This is a genomic window from Bacteroides sp. 1001302B_160321_D4 (assembly GCF_015667765.1).
GTDB lineage: Bacteria > Bacteroidota > Bacteroidia > Bacteroidales > Bacteroidaceae > Bacteroides > Bacteroides xylanisolvens.
Genome location: NZ_JADPLO010000049.1, coordinates 1 through 18,910, shown reverse-complemented (window position 1 = coordinate 18,910; position 18,910 = coordinate 1). Strand labels below are relative to the sequence as shown.

Sequence of the window (18,910 nt, the reverse complement as noted above, 5' to 3'; positions counted from 1 at the left end):
AATTACAATTTGATTTTATATACTTCTTTCAGTTCCCGTTCCTTGTTTTCCGCTTCGATATAAAGCGATGACCTTTGGTCTACCAACTTCGCAAACTCGTTACGATTCATATTTCCGGCATACAATTTTTCGTGTATGGCATCCAGCTCACCGGGAATCTTGTCAAGCCGATCCAGTAATTCATTAATCCGGTTTATCCGGTGTTGTTCCGCACTAATATCCGCCATCTTCTTTCTTTTTTAATATTGACTCCAGCTTCGGTATCAACAGGAGAAGTTCTTCCCCGTCCAGTTCGCGAAACTTCTTTCCTGCTATCCGGGTATCAAGGCAAAACGCATTCACCGCTCCCCAGTCCGTTGTGTCGATTCCGATCCGCTGCACTCTCTTCAGGACAGCCGATCTGCGTCTCCTTATTTCCCGTTCGGTGATGGTTAGATCCTGGTTTTCTTTTTTCGCACCGTTCAAATAACCGCAGAGATACATTGCCTCGCTGTATGTCAACTCTTTTGTGGTATTTGTCCGTCCGTCTGTCAGGTCTAGCAGGATAGCCCGCTTTTGTTCGTCATCAATGCCTTGTGCGCTGTATATGATATGCAGGCGTTTGATAAGGCTCTTACTGATAGGTTTCTTCGTCTTCTGTTCCATCATTATCGCTTTTAATATTTTCAATCCAATATTTTTGATACCCTTCCGCCCATACTATGTAATATCCGCGTGAACCTCCTTTGCCACGTCCGATAAATGTTGCCTTGAAATGTTCCACGTAGATTCTTTTAAAGCTGTCACGTTTCACGTCATAGGCTGTTTTTCCTTCCACCTCGCGCCCGTCCACATGCGAGATGAAGACAAATATCTTTCGCGGATACTTCTTGCGCAGGCGGATTATTTCGGGGGCTTTCGCTCCCCCTTGCTGCTCGAAGTATTGTATGGAGTCTATCATTATCACGTCCGGGCTGCGTTGCTTTGAGAGGTATTCGTCCAGTTCTGTGATGGTGGCTTCATCCGAATAGATTATATTATTCGTTTTACTATGAATGCCGACACTAAGAACGGAATTCACGAAGTCGTCGCACGCGCCCATTTCAAGTGTTAAATAAAGAACCCGGAGCCCCATTTCATCAAATTTGCGTGCCAGCTGCAGAGCGAAAGAACTTTTTCCTTGTCCCGACTTTCCGTAAATGATCCAGCAACCGGATTTTTCCGGACGACCGAATGCCAGATACCATTCACCGTCAAAATCAATATATTCATGTCGGATGTCTTCTAGGTTCTTCTGACTCCAAACTTTCATGCCAGTTCTCCACGCTCGATTTGTTGTTTGATTATACGGTCTTCGATCATGCCGGACAGTTCACGCAAATCATCGGTAAACCAAACATATTTTCCCGGCACAGGCTCTTTTTTCTCTTTATTCAACTTTCCCCAAATGTTTTCCTGTTCCTCCGTATCATTGATCCCGTTTGCCGCGCAAATGGCTTTGACATCCTTCTTTGTGGCTCCCAGTAATGCGATGTAGTTCCGGCAAAATCTGCCGTCTATTTCGTCGTATCCTTCTACACGACCGACATAACGCTTTATATTGCGTTCCAGCGTCTCCGTTCCGGCTACGATAGCCCCCAAACGGTGTAAAGTATCATCATATAGAGGTATCAACGTACAAAGGGCACTGTGCGCCAGTTTTCCGGCATCATCAAGGATTAACAAAGGGGATTTTCCAGCCATGCGGTTTATGTGTGAAACAACCAAGTCCATAAGGTCATCGTTATCCATATAGCGCGTTACCGTTTCCCCCATGCATGTGGCTAACTTGGTCAGGAATTTACGTGCCGTCCACTTCCGGCATTTCAGATATATGACTGAATTATCAGTACTCATGTTATAAAGGTCTATGAGGGATTGAGTCTTCCCACTGCCGGATCGGGAAGATATGCACATCCATTTGTGATTCCGTTTGGCTGCCACGAACGCGGTGCGTACCTGCTGGTAACTGGTGACGCTTTCCACTACATTCCAGGCGTTTTCGTAGTAATTAAGACCGGAAGCGATCTTTTCAGCGATAGAGTCTTCGTTAGCTCCATACTTGCCGCTTCTGAATTGGGACATGGCGGTATCCGATATTCCACATTTACGCGCCAACTCCGTTGCAGATGATCCGCGATTGATTAACTTCTCTATGTACGTTTTTAATGCTTGATTATCCATGTTGTATATCTTTTAAATTGTTTTTAAATCATCTTGAAAAATTCATGTCCAGCGGGTTGTAATCGTAATCTTCATCATCCGTTCCGGTGGAAGCCATTGCTACACTTTGCCGGGTGATATGTTGGGTCACTTCCATGAAATCCGCGTCCGTGGCGTCATCCCTCATTTTCGACCGGACATCCTTGTGCTGTCCCAAGCTGTCGGTTATCAGGTAGCGGTCAAGAACCGTTCCTGCAGCTATTTCGGGGATACGTTGGCAAATGGTGGTGATTCTCCTGTCTACCTCTTTCACTTTCTCCTTCACCGTTTCCACCATTTCAGTGTTGAACCTGTCGACACGTGCCCGGTATTCAAAATGTTCCGGTTTCTGATCAGCCAAAGCCATCGGAACTTTGATATCACGTTGCAGTACGTATTGCAATGTCCCGATCTCTTTGTCAACACGACCGGACTTCAGGCGTTTTGCGTTCGATACAAGCACCTGACTCATATCGTCCGGGTCAAAGCGTACTATCCAGTCTTCGTTGTAATGGTCGCGGAGGGAAAGGTCGAAGCTGTCGAAGCAGATTCGTTCACCCATGAACTCGATAAACAGTCCCGAACCTGTGATCTTGTTTGTGCGTCCGGTGGTTTCCCCCATGAGCATCAGATATTCCTCAATCCCGAAAGGCATTTTGCGGGCTTCTTCGGTACGTTCCCATGCAGCGCGGTAAGCATCTATCTTCTTTGCCCGTTCCTGCGCTATTATAGCCTCTAATTGCGCAATAACGGTGGCTTCATCCGGGATGAACTTGTGATTCTGGTTTAATACTTCCAAATTAGGCTGGTTATCTTTGTCGGCAGTGATACCGAAGCCCGACCAGTTCGCCTGTTTTTGGCAGTATTCCACGTTCAGCCGTTTGAAATAGGGTTCTACAATTTTGGACTTTGCATTTCCCAAAGCGGCTGGTGTATAGTACTTGGTCATGGCTTCATAGAAGGGAACCATCACCTTCTTTTGATAATTGTCGCTTTGTAGCTGTAAAGGCTTATAGCGTTCCCCAAATAGCTCTTTGGTATGTTGTACCGCATTTCGTAATGCTTCACGAATAAGAGCGGGTGATTCATGGTCGCCAATGGCATACCCTACCGGATATTTTTCACATGCGTCAAGTACGACTACCATCGTTTTCCGGTTGGTATAAGTGGTGTACATATATCTCTTTTCCTCACCGTTTTTCTTTACCGTTTTGGGAGTCTTTTTCTGGTAGAACAGTTCCGCATCCCATCCGTCCAGCGTCCAGTAAGTAAGTGCTTGTGTCGGGGCTTCGCGGTGTATCTGTTTCATGCGTGTGTTCTTCAGAGCTTTGTCTCCCTTGTTTCCCGCCATTGTTGTGAGAGCAAATTTTTGTCTCCAGTTCTCAACGGTGGTAGGACTATCGATCGGTTTCCAATCCATCAGGGAAGCCACCTTGTTGTATTCTTCCATGATTTGAACATTATTCAGATTGTTATGCATACTGATTAATTTATGCATCACTGCCTTTGCGTCCTCGTTCAGTACGACTGCCGCGTATTTGTTGCCATACGATTTATGGATGACACTGCGATAGCCTTCTTCCTCACTGATCCGTCGTGCCGCTTCATATTGCTCGCATTTACGTTTCAAAGCCTTCCAGTTCTTCGGCAGGTTATGAGGAAAAATATCACGCCCGTTCGGGTCTTTCAGTGTCAGAAGATCATTGCTCAACTTACAGAGCTTTTCCCAAACGTTGATGCGCGTACCACCACCGCCTATCGAGTTGGCTTTACGACCATCGCGAAGGGAGAGGAGCGCGTTCATGATGCGCACATTAAGGGTATATTCGTCAATCTTCGCGGGGGGAAGCTTCTTGTCACCGTCATAGCGGTATTTCACACTGAAAAACTCGTAGGCGGCATTGCTGTAGACAATCGCATCTTCCAGTATGGATTTCTGTGTTTTAGCGGCAATTTCTGCACGGGGATCACCTTTACGTACAATGTACCCTTTCTTTACGTCCTTTCTCATGGTTTCAAAATCTACTAGGGCAGGACATCCGGGAATACCACGACGGAGTACGATAAGTTGCCCGTTCCTCACCATCGAATAGTATGTTCCTTCAGGAATGAACCCATCTTCACTCCCAACTTGCGTTTTGGGATTGAAGATGATTAATTCATTCGCAAACACGCAAATCCGATTATTAAATATCTCAGCCATAATAATTATACTATTAACTTTAGCGCAAGTCCCGGCACTGCCCCAGGATTGTAGCTGCTTCCCCTCTTTTCACCTGTTCCCATTGAAAACCTGTCCTAACACCATTAAATAATACCATGACAAATTCAATCTGAAACCATGAGTCTGTGTTATCCCGAAATACGGGGAAGTTCCTTGCTTGCATACTTGTTTTACTCTTCGTCCTTTTCCGAACGGAATTCCCTTTCAAGAATGGTCACTATCGTGAAACAGGCAATAACAAAAGCCGCCTGCACATTAGAGGCAGACACCTCAATCCCGTCAACCAATGAAACGGTAGTTATTATCCCGACCGCTATCAACACATTCTGAATCACTCTAAATGTTTTCATATACTATATCGTTTTTCTTGTTCTACATTCATGTTTCTAAAAAGGCTATTCCTATTCATCACGAACCGGAATAGTTTTGCTACATTTGTAGCCAATATGGAAAATATTTAATTTAAATAAACCGTTATGATGTTTTTCGATGATTTGGAATCTAAACTTGCATCAGACCAAACAATATGCAAGAGTATACTCCGAGATGTAAAATGTCCTGTTCATAAGCTAAAGGCACGTATCATCTATGATTACGACAAAGACTTCACTTATGCCCATATTACGAAATGCTGTTGTCCTCAATTTGCCCAAATAGTGGCGGATACGATCCGTAAAACAGAGACTATTGATGTAGTAGTAATTGACGACTGTGAATATACTCGCTGAATTGGACAACTTTCTCACTGAAACCCGGCACGTGTCACCAACCATGAATAGTTTCTTCTTGAATCTGGCATGGTTGCCGAGGCGTAGCACATCATCTGCTGTTAAGTTATCACCCATGACAATGGCTTGAAAAATAATGCGATCTATACGTTTCAAAATCTTATTCTTTTGCATTGCAGATTTTTATTTATTGCTTATTACTCTTGTTACATTTCCGTGAGAATCCAAAACCTTCACTTTTGATGGTTCATTACCTTCAGTATATTTAATTCCACCATTTTCTTGTGCCATTCTACGAATAGCTTCTGCATTCTTTCCATTCCGTTTGAAACGGAGTATTTGACTAAGATTTGCGAGAGATATTCCAAATGTTTCTGCAATCATCTTTCGTTTTTCGGTGTCTCTTAATTCAATTATTTGTTTCATACCTTTTTATTTTAGAGTAATTATTCATACATTTGAGCGCTGTTAATCTGTAACACGCTGCAAATATAATAGAGATATTTCAATTATGAAAGAAAACATGAGAGATTTTTCAGTATTAAAGCAGAGAATTCTGCAATATTTAGATTTTAAAGGGATTACAAAGTATGAATGTTATAAAAATACAGGCATAACCAATGGCGTGTTGAGTCAACCAAATGGAATGTCTGAAGATAATTTATTGAAATTTCTCTCATATTATAGCGATATCTCTACGGATTGGTTGCTTGCTGGATGTGGTTCAATGTTGCGTGATGACAATCAAACGAAAATTTCTAAAATCGTTCCAATAGAGTCGGAATTTGAGTCAATCCCTATCGTTGATATATCTGTAGCTGCAGGTTATGGATGTGAAAATCCTGATTTTATAGAAGTCGTGGAGACTATTAGGCTTCCTTACAATATGCTACGTAGGAATAGAAAATATTTCTGTGTTAAAGTACGAGGAGAAAGTATGTCTCCGACATTATTAGACTGTTCATATCTCATTTTAAGATTATTGGATCGAAGTGAATGGAATGAGATTAAAGACAATCATGTATATGTGGTAAGCGACAGAAGTGGACGTGCTTACGTGAAACGCATAAAAAATAGATTCCGTGAACATGGTTTTATAGTTTGTACCTCTGATAATGTTGATAAAGCTAATTACCCAAACTTTAATTTGATGGAAGATGAGATTAATACTATACTATATGTGGAATGGTATTTAAGCGCAAAGATGCCTAATATTAACGCGACGTATTATGATAAAGTAAACCATTTAGAAGACGATGTGGATGCTTTGAAAAGTCAAATGTCCCTACTTATGAAAAGGTTAACTTAATATTAAACATTATATTTTATTATAAATCATTGTTTTTTAGCATATTACCAAAAATATCTGTATTCCTAAAAGTTGTATTATAGGGTATAACTCAATGCATATACCAGTATTATAGGGTAAAACTCAATAATAAAAACACTTCTTTTTTAATGGGTGTTTAATGGGTGATATTCACATTTTGTCTCTATTTTCTAATGGGTGTTTAAAGGGTGCTGACATGGGTATAGGCTATTTTAACAATAAATTATATCTTTTCCATAAGTCTGTATTTATCACGAAATAAACAAAAATACATCCTATTTTCTTCATTTATTTCGTATATTTGCAATTAGAAAAACTTCCATATAGCAACTATATAGAAGTTTTTAGTATTACAAATATCTAAAAGTAAAGTCATGGCTAAAGAGACTAAGGTTATACATGTTCATCTCATTTTCAAAAAAACAAGCCGTTTTTTTGGTTCTATATCAGCAATCTATTCTGAATTTACTGCTGAAGAAATAGGTATTACGGAAGAAACCCTACGTCACAAAGGGTTGTCCGATGGTGTTTCCTTCGCTACTAAAAAAGCGATCATACAACAAGGAGTGCTTATTCGAAGCGCACGAAAATAGCATTTTAAGCCGCTGTAATGTATTTCTATATCTAAATTAATAAAGGCTATACACCCATCTAAATGGAGCGTATAGCCTTTGTTTTAAGCCTAAAAACAGAAGCAACATACAGTCTTTCCTTCGCCTTTTCAATCTGTCTCTCATTGTTTCCCCTATTTACAGCACAGTCCACCGGAATGAATATAGAAGCAACGGAAGCAAAATAGAAGGAACGGAACTTTTTGTTTTCTTCCCAAATATATTGCGTGACATTCGTCAATCACCGATGTACAGGCGGTTTCACGTACTTCACCTTACATTTCATTCATGCCACATTTTGTATTGAGCCCCGTAATACCAAGCATTAATCAACCAGAAATCAGACATATAAGTACTGGCACTATTTATAGTGGAAGGATTGGTCGTTAAACGAGGGAAAGTTATTTCTTCTCCATTTTTATAACGATCTAATGTCCAACGTCCAGTATGGATAGGCTGAAACTGACTTTTAAACGATTCTATACCAGTACCATTGATTGCAAAACTATAGTCAAATGAACCTTGAAATAATACATTAAAACTAAATCCTTTCCAATAACCTCCAAATGACCACCCTAAAGTTGTTGTAGGCAGATTAGGCTTACCAATAGCACCCTTATCAAAATCATCAATAGAACCATCACCATTCAAATCAGCATACTTCAAGTCACCAGCCTGAACTGGAATATCAGTATAAGGTACTGCTGGAGCTTTAATAGTAGGATCTTCCTTTGCAGCATTTATCAGTTCAATATCTTCCGGAGTATAATAACCTATCCATTTATATCCAAATGGTTGATTCAAAGGTCTTCCTGTTTCTGCTAACCAAGGATATTTCTGTTGAGCCTCTGCCTTAAAATCAACTTTATTCTTTGCATAAGAGAATACTAAACTTGTATTAAAATCAAATTCTCCAAAACGATCTTGATAGCCAATTTGTCCATCAAATCCTTGATTAGTAGTTCTTGCTACATTACTCGGAGCATACCCTATACCTATTATTAAGGGAACGTCAGCTCTTGTCACCAATTGGTCATAACGTTTATCCAAGAAGTAGTCAATAGTAAATGAGACCTTATTAAATAAATTCATATCTAAACCAACATCAAATTTCTTAGCCTTCTCCCAAGTTACACTAGGAGTCCCTAAGTCTCCCTCTTTTATCACTGGACTATCGGCTGGATAATCTCCAAAAGGATAATTTCCATTTTCTTGATATACTTGTTCATACAAATAACGATTACCAGCAGCTACATCAGATCCTACCAAGCCATATGAAGCTCTTATTTTCAATAACTGAACATTTTTTTTTAGCCAGTCTACATTTTTAAAGAAATTTTCCTCTGAAATAGCATACCCAATACCAACAGCTGGGAAAAAACCAAAACGATTGTTTTTACCAAAACGGTCAGTTCCGTTATAAGCCATATTGAGATCAATTAAATATTTACCTTTATATTTATATCCCATCGTTAAAGTATAGCCCTCAAAATTATTGGGAACAGCTGCATCCTTTTCATTTGTCGTACTCTGACGATTATACAAAAACATAGCATTCACATCGTGGTCTCCATTAAAAACATGTGCATAATTTAATGAAGCTTGAATATTTACATCCTTCGTAGCTTGATCTGTACCGCTAGTTACAGAGTATGTTCCATAATCATATTTCTTATTAGGATTAATTTCATATTCATTAGTTGACGAATTATAGTAATACGTTGGATAATCCCCACGATGCACTTGACGATAATTTTCATCTACACTTGAATAAGCTACACGAAAATTAGCTGCAAGTCCCTGCGTTAGAAAGTCCATCTTCCAGGTGGCACCATATAAAATATTATTATCATTACGACGAGTACGCTTATACCCCTCATTAGCTAAACGAGCATTCAAGGTAGGTTTATATCCTTCTGTATCTCTCAAATAAGCATACGATCCATTAGGATTTAATACTGGAGCAGAATAAGGATGCATCTTAGAAAAGTCATAAATTTCACCCGTTGCATTCATATTACAAGGCTCATTAATATTCATAAAACGTGAAGATACATCTAAACGCATATTCAAATTATCCGTTACATCAAAATCTACGTTAGTTCGATAATTGAAACGACGATAAAAATAATTTGAATTTACATCATTTCCTTTCGTTCCAAAATCTTTTACCATACCATCCTGAGTAAAATAGCCGGCAGAGACAAAATATCTTAATCTCTTAGAACCTCCAGAAATATCCACATTCACATTTTCTTGAAAGGCATTCTTTTTAAAGATCTCATCATACCAATTTACATCAGGATGGCCATAAGGATCAGTGTGATCTCTAAATGCCATAATATCTTTCTTAGAGAACAATCTAGGCATGCCATCATTCTCATACGCTTCATTCACCAAAATAGCCGTATTATATGAATTCAAGAAGTCAGGAGTACGAACTGGGGTCTGTATTCCTCCTTCCAAACGTACATTGATCTGTGGTTTGCCCTCTTTTCCTCTTCTTGTTTTCACTACTAATACCCCGTTTGCTCCTTTGATACCATAAATTGCAGTTGTCGAAGCATCTTTCAAAATTGAAATACTTTCTATTTCATTTACATTAATTTGTGATAATTGCTCGTATGTATACTGCACATCATCTACAATAATCAAAGGTTTATTACCTTCGGAGTTCAAAGAGCTAACACCACGAATAAAAAAATCCGAAGCATCCTTACCTGGCTGTCCAGAGGACTGCTGGCTAAAAAATCCTGGCAATTTTCCAGTTAAAGCATTTTGTAAACTACTAGTTGGTACATTTCGAATTTCACGTGCTTGTATACCGCTAACCGCCCCTGTCATAGTGATACGTTTTGCCTTTCCGTATGCTACCACCACTACTTCATCCAAATCTGTTTGATCAGGTGCCAACTCTACATTCCAAGATGTCTGATTTCCTACTTTTAGTTCATACTTTTTAAAACCTATATAGGTAAATACTAATATATCTCCCTTATTCGCTTTCAACTGATAATTACCGTCAAAATCTGTAATTGTACCAATCGTAGCATTTTTTATCCTTACATTTACTCCTGGAAGCAATTCACCATCAGTAGAAGAGACCTTTCCTTTTATCGTTAACGATTGCGCCAAGGCAAACGTAAACAGATTTATACTCAATAATATTAATAATATTCTTTTCATAACGTAATTACCAATTCGGGTTTTGAATCATATTTCCATTTTTTATCACTTCTGAATACGGAATTGGATAGAAGTAACGCTTCGTATCAAATTTGGCCGAAAGCACATCCACTTCATGATAATTGGTTTTAGTACCAACAACCTGAATACTTAAACCTCTTAAAGGTTTTTCGAAAATAGTTTCCGCAATTCTCCAACGTCGAATATCCCAATAACGTTGTTCTTCAAAAGCCATTTCAATTCTTCGTTCATTACGAATAATGTCACGCATCTCAATAGGGTCATAAGTCTCTGGAGTAGGTAAACCATAATTATTATCATCTCCAGGTTCTATACCAGCTCTTTTACGCAATTGGACAAGGCTACTGATTACTTCTTTATAATCAATCATACCACCTGCTATAGCCACTTCATTCAATGCCTCTGCATAATTTAGCAACACTTCACCATAACGATATATTACCCACAAATGGGTATCGTCCTCATAATTGCCCAAAGCCTGATAATTTTTCATAAATTTCGCCATATAATAACATGTCCGACTATATTGGGCTCCTGAAGGGTTATGTGTGCCACCTACTTTTGTATCAAGAGTTGTATTCAACCATCTAGATCCGTTATGCAATACCGTCAAATCTAATCGTGGATCACGGTCCTTAAAAGGATCATCTACTGAATTATAAATATATTTAGTGCTTTCACCCGGTTTTTTACCATCTTTCATTAAAAAAGACTCCACCAAATTCTGTGTAGGATTAGTATTACCATTACCTAAAGAATTTCCAGAAAAGCCCAAAGGACCATTAACGGTTTCTATATTTTTATTCTTACCTACTGGACGAAAAAATATTAGTTCAGGATTATTTCCACCATAGAAATTTATAAAAATATTACGATAGTCTTGCGCTAAATTTAATGTACCTTTTCCTTTCGGTCCATACTGATCTATCAAATCTTTAGCAGCTTGTGCAGCCAAATTCCAACGTTGACTATCATAAGAAGCATATCCTATCAATTCATTACCTGCTTCTAGAGGTTTTTCATTGAATAAAGGACTAGCAGCATACAACAACACTCTAGCTTTCATAGCCAAACAAGTTTCTTTGGTTGGAGCATGTGCAAACTCGGTGGCATCTGACATCGGTAACGAACGAAGATCGTCCTTTATCTCATCCAATTCACCTATGATATAATCAATACATTGAGCAAATGTATTTCGTGGAAGTTGTACATCATCTCCCAATACATATACATTATCACCCACTAAAGGAACACCTCCATAACGCTTCACTAATTCGAAATAAAAATATGCTCTTAAAAAACGAGCCTCTGCCTTCATTGTATAATTTAATGGCTTTGTCTCTCCCAAAGCATTAACATACGTCAAATTAAAAGGCACCACATCTATATTATTAATCAAAATATTCGCTTTGCGAATTCCTTGATAATATGCCCCCCATTCCATGTCTCTCAAACGAGAAACTGCAGAATAACGACCCATAAATAACTTATAGATTTCTGGAGAATTATTATCAATAGAGATAGCATCATCTGAAGCCGCATCCAAAAAATCTCCATCTATACGGTTGTATCCACTATATAAATGTTCCAAATAGATATTATTCAAAAAGTATCGAGATTGTATCCCTGCTGAATCAACTCGTGAGAACACATAATCAAGTGTAAAATGTTCTACTGGCTCTTTTTCATACCCATCATTACAAGCCGATGCCATGAACAATAAGCCCATTCCTAAAAATGTTAAATATTTATTTCGTATCATATAATAACTCATTAAAATCTGATATTAATACCTGTACTAATACAACGTTGCAATGGATAACTAGTAAAACCGACTTCTGGATCAACCAGATCACACGCAGATTTTGTAAATAGATTTTGACCATTAACAAATATCTTCAAACGCAGTCCTCCCAAGTAGTTATTACAGAAAGAATCAGGTAAGTTATATCCTAAACTTATATCTTTCAAACGGATAAAGTTTCCTGATCGCAGCCAAAACGAAGAATTCCAGCCATTACCCCGATTATATTCATTTCCACCAGCTGTTAATCGTGGAAATGTCGCACTTTCTGCAGTTTCTGGTGTCCAACGTCCTAACATATTTTCATATGCTTGTCCGTAATAACGACCATTTGCTTGAAATCCTTCAAGCAATGTCCAATCCTGCAAATAAAGATCACGATTATAAGCACCTTGCCAAAACATAGAAAAATCTAATCCTCTCCATTTAAATCCCAAATCAATACCGAAATAAGAATAAGGTTTATCACCACCAATAACAGTACGATCAAATTCATTAATTACTTTATCGTTATTCAGATCTTTATATTTAATATCACCAGGTTGAATATTTTCGAATCCTTCAATTACCGGACTTTTCTCAATTTCCTCTCTTGTTGTAAAAAATCCATCAGCTACTAATCCGTAAATAGCTCCTGCAGGACGTCCAGTTTGGCGTAAATATTCTTCTGGAACTTCTTGCTCATCCATATAAAGTAATTTACTTTGTTCACAACTCCAGTTAGCAGAAACATAATAACTAAAATCATTTACACGATCTTGATAAGTAATAGACAAATCTCCACCAAAACGACGAACCTTTCCAATATTTTCCATAGGATAATACTGTCCTATCAATTCAATACTTTTACCTCTGTTTTGCAACAAGTCAAAGTATTTATCATTATAATAATCCGCTGTAAATTTTAAGCGATTATTGAACATAGCCAAATCAACTCCTACATTCAATTTATACGCTTTTTCCCACGTCAAGAAAGGATTTGCTAATGGAGTATTTTCCATTGTTACATTTCCCATAGCCGACATCTCCGTCCCTAATGGATAACCAGCTGTCCCAATATGTGAAAATGTTTGCCGGTACATATAATAACCAGAATTGTCTATGCCATTTCCTGTTTTACCAAATACTCCACGTAGTTTTAATTGATTTAACCAATCAGCATTCTCCATAAAGTCTTCTTTGCTGATATCCCATCCTAAACCAAATGCATAGAAAGTTCCCCATCGTTTACCAGGAGCATACCGATTGTAATAGCTTTCACTTAGAGCTGCTTGCACAAAATATTTCTCTGCATAATCATAAGCTACATCTGCTATAATATTAGAGGGCAATTGAGGTAAATCATAATTTGCCAATGTATGGCGAGTATCACCCATTAAAGTTGCCTTTACCCCATGTACTCCAAAACGACGATTATAATCTACAGCAAACTGTCCGTACATTTGCTGATAACTAGTCACCGAGTAGAATCTATTAATTTGTGAATTACTTGATCCATACTGAGTATATATTTCTTTCCCCTCTTTATCGAAGCCATAAGAATGTACCGGAGCACGTTTACTACGTTCTGTATATGAACGATTTTGAATAGAAACATTTCCAACTAAACGTGCAGATAATCCTTTTACTAATTTATTAAAATCATATTTCAAATTAATACCTCCCACCATATCACGAGCAGTATCCATAATGTAACCGGAATTAATGGCTTGTGACATCAAGTTATTGTCAAATGTCACATTACCTCCCCATGTCCCATTCGGGTTTTTAATCGGATATGCATTATTAGGAGTAGTATAAATTGCATTCAGCAAATTACTATATTTTGCACCAGGTTGATTTCCATCTTCCACACGCCCTAATAAAGTAACTTTAGCAGTAAAATCATCCGTTATATTAATATTTACTTTGGAAGAAATCATATAGCGAGAATAAGATAAATTAGTATCATGCGCATCACTTTCTGTTGGATTCGAAAACAATCCATTTTCTCCCATATAACCTACACTGACAAAATACTGTGCGAACTTATTACCTCCAGTCACATTTAAATTATAGGATTGAGTAGTAGAAGTCTTATTTAATATTTCATCAAACCAATTTACATTAGGATGTGTATATGGATTTGACTGTGTACGAAATTTATTAAAATCATCATATGTATAAAATGGTTCCTTCCCATCATTCTGTAATGCCTCATTCAACAAATAAGCATATTGATGTGCAGATAAAGGATTAGGTGTTTTAAGAGCACTCTGTACCCCAAAACGCCCAGTAAATGACAATTGAAAACCTTGTTTTATAGGCTCTTTAGTAGTAATCACTAATGCGCCTCTCGAACTACGCATTCCTAAAAACATAGATGACAAAGCATCTTTCTGAATAGAAACTGACTCTATTGCCTCTGGATCTATTGAATAAAGTTCTCGTTGTATTCCATCAATTACCACCACGGGGGCTATACCACGCGAACCAACATTAAACTCTGTGTTATCACTATAGAACCCTTCTCCAAACACAGGAACATTTCCTACAATATCACTCGTTGAGTTAGCAGAAGTTTGATGAACACGTGCCCCCCTATATTGAGTAATATTCAAACCTGACAAACGTCCTTCTAAGGCAGGAAGAATGGTAGTTCCCATCATCGATGACAATTTATCCGTATAAATAGTAGAGGCTGAGCCTAAAAAATGATTTTTATCTTTTCCTTCGTAAGGGCCACTAATTACCTCTTTATCTTTAATAAAGTGTTCATCCAACGTCACCTTAAATACACGCTCAGTATTTTTCAATTTATTCACCTTTATTTCCTTATGAATAAATCCCGGATGTGACAAACACAATATATCCCCTTTCTTCAATTGGAATTTGAAAATGCCATCAACACCTGTCACTGCTTTAAAATTACTATTTTTCATAGTTACCGTTACATCCGAAACTGGATTACCATATTGATCGACAACCTTACCAGTAATATCAGCATTACTCATACCCTGTGCCGACATATTCGGACTCAGCATTCCAAGAAGCATGCACATTGCAAGCAACATGAAATAAAACCGGTCATTTTTTTTAATTACTATATTATACATACAATTTACTATCATTTAATATTAATAAAAAGCATAAGTACCGACGTACTATTCGCAAATAAGCTCACTGTAAAATGGCTCTTCTTCCCCTTCTACCTCATCATCTCCCCCAGCTGCTATTTTATCATCAGTACTAGTAATATTTATTGTACCATCTTTATTTGTAAATATATAATCAATCCGTATAATTGTCTCACCCGCAGGTATAGCAAAAAAACCTGCTGGCCAAATCGTTAAATTATAAATATTAGTATAGGGACGATCGTCTTTAATCATCAATGTTTTTTCGCTCTTTTCATTTACAGAATAAACTTTTCCATTATCTGTATATGCCGTAGCTTCCATATAAACAGCATCCTCTTTCACAAGATCATTAGAATAAATGTCGCCTAAAAAAGAAAAAGTCACATAATCATCTTGTAATGCCGCTAATGGTTCTACTTTATTAAAATGGAAAGAGCAAAAGTCAATTACTCCACCATCTCCTTCTACTACTTCAAAACACTGATCACTATCACTATACTTTTTATATTTTTCATCACCAGGGAAATCGTCTTCTGCAAAATTGATAAAGAAAGCTGGTTTAAAACGTAAATTCTTAGGCCCTGCTTTACATTTTAAAGTTATAGTGAAATTTGCATAATCATGATTTTTTATAGAATATAATTTATCTGTACGAAAAGCTACCCATTCCATATCATTCAACACATTTGTACCAACCCCATATTCTGCCATCAATAACTCTGCCCAAGGCACGGTTGCATTCTTTGGTACCAATTTAGTGTCTACTGGAGACATTGGTAATGAAGTAACTCCATCTTCTACACCATCAGCAATATAAGTTACCGTCGTATTTTCACGTGCATTCCAACTTTTAGGAACCAATATGGCAACAAGAAATCTTCTTGTTGCATCCTCAGCAGCCTCAATGTGACCTTTTACTGTAAAGGTGGCAACTTCTCCTGCTTTCACCCAATAAACAGGTTCTTCTTCCGGATTTGTATTTTGATTAATATTAATAGAATCAAGATAAACACATCCGACCATTATAATGGTTATCAATAATAGAAGAACTCCCAAACCATAGTTTCTATCTTTCTGTTTACTATTTGTTTTCATAAGGTTATATTAAAGGTTATTCCATTACTTGTTTAAAAGTATAAACATATGTATTAGTATGACATCCTGGACTTAATTTTATAGTCAATTGACGTTCCCCATCCACTGTTAAAAATCCAATTTCTGTTTCTACAGTTTCATCTGCTCCATCTTCTCTAAAAATGAGATGAAACGGAAACTGCGGATCATCTACACTCCATGTTCCATTACCTTTCACAATAAATGGTAAATAATTTTTTATTTCATACGTATTGTCTTTATTTAATACAATATGGAAACGACTAAAATCCATATATTTCGTAATATCTATCCCATTTCGGGAAACGGTAAACAATCTCCAATTACCATCTACGTGTTTAATTGTCTCCGAATAACTATCGGGTGTCATTTCATCTTCAAACGTGTCGCAAGAACTGATCATAGTTAATGTCAGAAATGCCCCAATTACCAATTGCATATTCAGTCTCATATTTCTATTTTTTTTATTATTCGTAATAAGGATTCTGAAGTAAATCTTCACTCTTCACAGTTTCTTTATAAGGAATAGGGAAAAAATACATAGCTTCTCTGAAAGTATGTTTACGCACTGGCACTTTTTCACCTTTTTCAACACCATTAGTACTTCTTGTGATTTTATATCCATACATCTGTTGATTTTGTGTCGTCTCTGCTATCATCCAACGACGTACATCAAAGAAACGATGTCCTTCAAAAGCTAACTCAATACGACGTTCCAAGCGAATAGCCTCCTGCATTTCCTCATAACTCATATTTTTCTTTAGTCCATACATTCCATCATCCCCCGGCTCAATTCCAGCACGTTCCCGAAGCGTTTTCAATACTTCATACGGACTTACAACATGGCCATCTAAAATATCCTCATGATCTGGTCCATAATATTCATTAGCAGCCTCCGCATAATTTAATAAAATTTCAGCATAACGAATCAGATCAAATGCCTGCGAAGTAGCAAGCCAATGATTACCAGCTAATTGACGATGGCCAAATTTACGTATATAATATCCAGTCGGTGTACCTGTTCCAAAAGCATCGGAAGTACTTCCAGCTCCTACATGAGTATAAACAATGTGATTCAAATCACCACCACTAGTTAATTTCGATCCATTCCATACCACTGTATTAGCAAAACGTGGATCTCGTCCTTCATGTGGTTTCAATGGGTTATAAGAATATTTACTACTAGGATCATTTATGGATTTCCCATCTTTCATAGGAAATTGCTCAACTAAATCATGATAAACATAACCGCCATTACCATTCCCCCCACAACTTGGAGCTCCAAACAACGCTTCACGCTCATTACTAGAAGCCACAGGTCTATATTCAAATAACATCTCACAATACGTTCCATCAGGATAAGTCACTCCATTTCCTGCATCAGGGACTTTATAAAAGTCATTGTTGTGGAAAATTGCATAGAATCCCCACCCCGGCTCAGGACTTCCTTTTCTATCTGTATCATCATTACATATATGATTAGAATAAATAGCAAAAGTATTCATCCTAATCACATCAAGAGCTGCATCAACAGCTGTTTTCCAACGTTCCTTATTATATTCCGGATGCCCAATCAATTCTTTTGGAAAACCTGCAGATATTCCGAAGTTACTACCATTAAATAATTTACTAGCTTCATACAAACGAACACGTGAAATTAGTCCATTACATGCTCCAGCAGTAGCACGTCCGGTATTGATTCCTCGGAACTTGTTAGGCAAATCGCGAGCAGCCTGTTTACATTCACTAACAATGTATTCTACACAATCAGCATACGTATCACGACTTGTTTTCATTTCATCATCTATCTCATATATATTATCACCAATTAAAGGAACTCCACCATAATGCCGTAATAACATTGCATAATACCACGCCCGTAAAAAACGAGCTTCTGCTTTATACTGTCGTTTGATAGATTCAGTTAGTGGACTCCCATCCACATATTTCATGAAAACATTCGCACGACGAATATTAACATAGGCAATCTTCCACACATCGTCCTCTTTGGTGTTCACCGGATTAATCGTACCTGTAGCAAACATTACATCATTAGTCACATCAGTAACAACTTTGTATGCAGCTTCATCACATGCAGTTTGTAAACCTCCATGTTGAGTCACCCAGCCCATATACTCTGTTTTGTAACGATTAGGTTTCACATCATAACCTACATCTGTATAAATTTGCGAAAGAAACCTTGCCGTATACGCACTATCAGCGAATACTGTTTCCCGATCAAGATCTGTCGTTTCTACTTGCTCCAAATTGGAAGTACAAGAAGAAAGCGCAAATGTACCTGTAACAAATAAACACAAAAAAACAACTTTTCTCATATTACTAGAAATTATTAATAAGTCCTTAATACATATTTATATTATGACGATTATACATATATATACCACTAAAAAAAATTGATTATCGTCTCATAGTAAAAATTCAATTATGGCAACTCTTTGAAATAATGAATCTCTACATAGGGATATTCCTAAAATAATAAAATTTAAGGCAACTAATTCATTGCGAGTTAGTTGCCTTTTTTGTATCTTTAAGC

The 18,910-nt window shown here is 37.5% G+C and carries 17 protein-coding genes; 3 read left to right on the top strand and 14 right to left on the bottom strand.

The genetic code is table 11. The features are described 5' to 3' along the window. Window positions 1–2 precede the first annotated feature (2 nt). Genes KFO40_RS17815 through KFO40_RS17785 form a run of 7 tightly spaced genes read right to left on the bottom strand, consistent with a single transcriptional unit; the run spans window position 3 to window position 4,794 of the window. Entirely contained in the window at window positions 3–227 is a 225-nt protein-coding gene (locus tag KFO40_RS17815) for a hypothetical protein (protein ID WP_008766305.1), read from the bottom strand. Continuing rightward, entirely contained in the window at window positions 214–645 is a 432-nt protein-coding gene (locus tag KFO40_RS17810) for a hypothetical protein (RefSeq protein WP_008766304.1), read from the bottom strand. Before KFO40_RS17810 ends, KFO40_RS17815 begins: the two co-directional genes overlap by 14 nt. Continuing rightward, a complete protein-coding gene (locus KFO40_RS17805) occupies window positions 614–1,291 on the bottom strand; it encodes an ATP-binding protein (protein WP_008766303.1) in 678 nt (225 codons plus the stop codon). The genes KFO40_RS17810 and KFO40_RS17805 overlap by 32 nt, the downstream gene beginning before the upstream one ends. Further along, a complete protein-coding gene (locus tag KFO40_RS17800; protein ID WP_008766302.1) occupies window positions 1,288–2,202 on the bottom strand; it encodes an AAA family ATPase in 915 nt (304 codons plus the stop codon). The genes KFO40_RS17805 and KFO40_RS17800 overlap by 4 nt, the downstream gene beginning before the upstream one ends. 28 nt (window positions 2,203–2,230) lie before the next feature. Next, the gene (locus tag KFO40_RS17795; RefSeq protein WP_008766301.1) at window positions 2,231–4,423 is read right to left on the bottom strand and encodes a hypothetical protein; all 2,193 of its coding nucleotides are present in this window, start codon (window positions 4,421–4,423) and stop codon (window positions 2,231–2,233) included. 19 nt (window positions 4,424–4,442) lie between these two features. Then, window positions 4,443–4,607, bottom strand: coding sequence for a hypothetical protein (locus tag KFO40_RS17790; protein ID WP_008766300.1), 165 nt, complete (start codon window positions 4,605–4,607; stop codon window positions 4,443–4,445). 7 nt (window positions 4,608–4,614) lie between these two features. Next, on the bottom strand, window positions 4,615–4,794 hold the full coding sequence (locus tag KFO40_RS17785; RefSeq protein ID WP_004310117.1) for a hypothetical protein: 180 nt from the start codon (window positions 4,792–4,794) through the stop codon (window positions 4,615–4,617). Between the two features lie 126 nt (window positions 4,795–4,920). Between KFO40_RS17785 and KFO40_RS17780 the strand changes: the two genes are divergently transcribed. Further along, window positions 4,921–5,172 (top strand): hypothetical protein, encoded by a 252-nt coding sequence (locus KFO40_RS17780; protein WP_055256002.1) that lies wholly within the window; start codon window positions 4,921–4,923, stop codon window positions 5,170–5,172. Between the two features lie 183 nt (window positions 5,173–5,355). Here the strand turns inward: KFO40_RS17780 and KFO40_RS17775 are convergent, their stop codons facing one another. Beyond that, on the bottom strand, window positions 5,356–5,598 hold the full coding sequence (locus KFO40_RS17775) for a hypothetical protein (protein ID WP_008766298.1): 243 nt from the start codon (window positions 5,596–5,598) through the stop codon (window positions 5,356–5,358). Between the two features lie 85 nt (window positions 5,599–5,683). Here KFO40_RS17775 and KFO40_RS17770 point away from each other — a divergent pair, with 85 nt between their 5' ends. Continuing rightward, window positions 5,684–6,481, top strand: coding sequence for a helix-turn-helix transcriptional regulator (locus tag KFO40_RS17770; RefSeq protein ID WP_055256001.1), 798 nt, complete (start codon window positions 5,684–5,686; stop codon window positions 6,479–6,481). A 395-nt stretch (window positions 6,482–6,876) separates the two neighbouring features. Further along, a complete protein-coding gene (locus KFO40_RS17765; protein ID WP_007765896.1) occupies window positions 6,877–7,095 on the top strand; it encodes a hypothetical protein in 219 nt (72 codons plus the stop codon). Window positions 7,096–7,395: 300 nt separating this feature from the next. Here the strand turns inward: KFO40_RS17765 and KFO40_RS17760 are convergent, their stop codons facing one another. Genes KFO40_RS17760 through KFO40_RS17735 form a run of 6 tightly spaced genes read right to left on the bottom strand, consistent with a single transcriptional unit; the run spans window position 7,396 to window position 18,692 of the window. Then, complete coding sequence (locus KFO40_RS17760) at window positions 7,396–10,299, bottom strand: SusC/RagA family TonB-linked outer membrane protein (protein WP_211146659.1); 2,904 nt, start codon at window positions 10,297–10,299, stop codon at window positions 7,396–7,398. 7 nt (window positions 10,300–10,306) lie between these two features. Then, window positions 10,307–12,082, bottom strand: a complete 1,776-nt coding sequence (locus KFO40_RS17755) for a RagB/SusD family nutrient uptake outer membrane protein (protein WP_178286846.1) — start codon at window positions 12,080–12,082, stop codon at window positions 10,307–10,309. Window positions 12,083–12,093: 11 nt separating this feature from the next. Then, window positions 12,094–15,219 carry a SusC/RagA family TonB-linked outer membrane protein gene (locus KFO40_RS17750; protein WP_178286845.1) on the bottom strand — a complete coding sequence of 1,042 codons (3,126 nt, stop codon included), beginning with the start codon at window positions 15,217–15,219 and terminating at the stop codon, window positions 12,094–12,096. 48 nt (window positions 15,220–15,267) lie between these two features. Then, window positions 15,268–16,338, bottom strand: coding sequence for a DUF4961 domain-containing protein (locus tag KFO40_RS17745; RefSeq protein ID WP_178286843.1), 1,071 nt, complete (start codon window positions 16,336–16,338; stop codon window positions 15,268–15,270). 16 nt (window positions 16,339–16,354) lie between these two features. Further along, entirely contained in the window at window positions 16,355–16,807 is a 453-nt protein-coding gene (locus KFO40_RS17740) for a DUF5004 domain-containing protein (protein ID WP_178286841.1), read from the bottom strand. A gap of 16 nt (window positions 16,808–16,823) precedes the next feature. Further along, on the bottom strand, window positions 16,824–18,692 hold the full coding sequence (locus KFO40_RS17735) for a RagB/SusD family nutrient uptake outer membrane protein (protein WP_178286839.1): 1,869 nt from the start codon (window positions 18,690–18,692) through the stop codon (window positions 16,824–16,826). Window positions 18,693–18,910: the final 218 nt, after the last annotated feature.

Excerpts from the sequence above, each read along its gene's own strand:
- KFO40_RS17815 (WP_008766305.1), bottom strand. The coding sequence starts at position 227 with ATGGCGGATATTAGTGCGGAACAACACCGGATAAACCGGATTAATGAA.
- KFO40_RS17810 (WP_008766304.1), bottom strand. The coding sequence starts at position 645 with ATGGAACAGAAGACGAAGAAACCTATCAGTAAGAGCCTTATCAAACGC.
- KFO40_RS17805 (WP_008766303.1), bottom strand. The coding sequence starts at position 1,291 with ATGAAAGTTTGGAGTCAGAAGAACCTAGAAGACATCCGACATGAATAT.
- KFO40_RS17800 (WP_008766302.1), bottom strand. The coding sequence starts at position 2,202 with ATGGATAATCAAGCATTAAAAACGTACATAGAGAAGTTAATCAATCGC.
- KFO40_RS17795 (WP_008766301.1), bottom strand. The coding sequence starts at position 4,423 with ATGGCTGAGATATTTAATAATCGGATTTGCGTGTTTGCGAATGAATTA.
- KFO40_RS17790 (WP_008766300.1), bottom strand. The coding sequence starts at position 4,607 with ATGCAAGCAAGGAACTTCCCCGTATTTCGGGATAACACAGACTCATGG.
- KFO40_RS17785 (WP_004310117.1), bottom strand. The coding sequence starts at position 4,794 with ATGAAAACATTTAGAGTGATTCAGAATGTGTTGATAGCGGTCGGGATA.
- KFO40_RS17780 (WP_055256002.1), top strand. The coding sequence starts at position 4,921 with ATGATGTTTTTCGATGATTTGGAATCTAAACTTGCATCAGACCAAACA.
- KFO40_RS17775 (WP_008766298.1), bottom strand. The coding sequence starts at position 5,598 with ATGAAACAAATAATTGAATTAAGAGACACCGAAAAACGAAAGATGATT.
- KFO40_RS17770 (WP_055256001.1), top strand. The coding sequence starts at position 5,684 with ATGAAAGAAAACATGAGAGATTTTTCAGTATTAAAGCAGAGAATTCTG.
- KFO40_RS17765 (WP_007765896.1), top strand. The coding sequence starts at position 6,877 with ATGGCTAAAGAGACTAAGGTTATACATGTTCATCTCATTTTCAAAAAA.
- KFO40_RS17760 (WP_211146659.1), bottom strand. The coding sequence starts at position 10,299 with ATGAAAAGAATATTATTAATATTATTGAGTATAAATCTGTTTACGTTT.
- KFO40_RS17755 (WP_178286846.1), bottom strand. The coding sequence starts at position 12,082 with ATGATACGAAATAAATATTTAACATTTTTAGGAATGGGCTTATTGTTC.
- KFO40_RS17750 (WP_178286845.1), bottom strand. The coding sequence starts at position 15,219 with ATGTATAATATAGTAATTAAAAAAAATGACCGGTTTTATTTCATGTTG.
- KFO40_RS17745 (WP_178286843.1), bottom strand. The coding sequence starts at position 16,338 with ATGAAAACAAATAGTAAACAGAAAGATAGAAACTATGGTTTGGGAGTT.
- KFO40_RS17740 (WP_178286841.1), bottom strand. The coding sequence starts at position 16,807 with ATGAGACTGAATATGCAATTGGTAATTGGGGCATTTCTGACATTAACT.
- KFO40_RS17735 (WP_178286839.1), bottom strand. The coding sequence starts at position 18,692 with ATGAGAAAAGTTGTTTTTTTGTGTTTATTTGTTACAGGTACATTTGCG.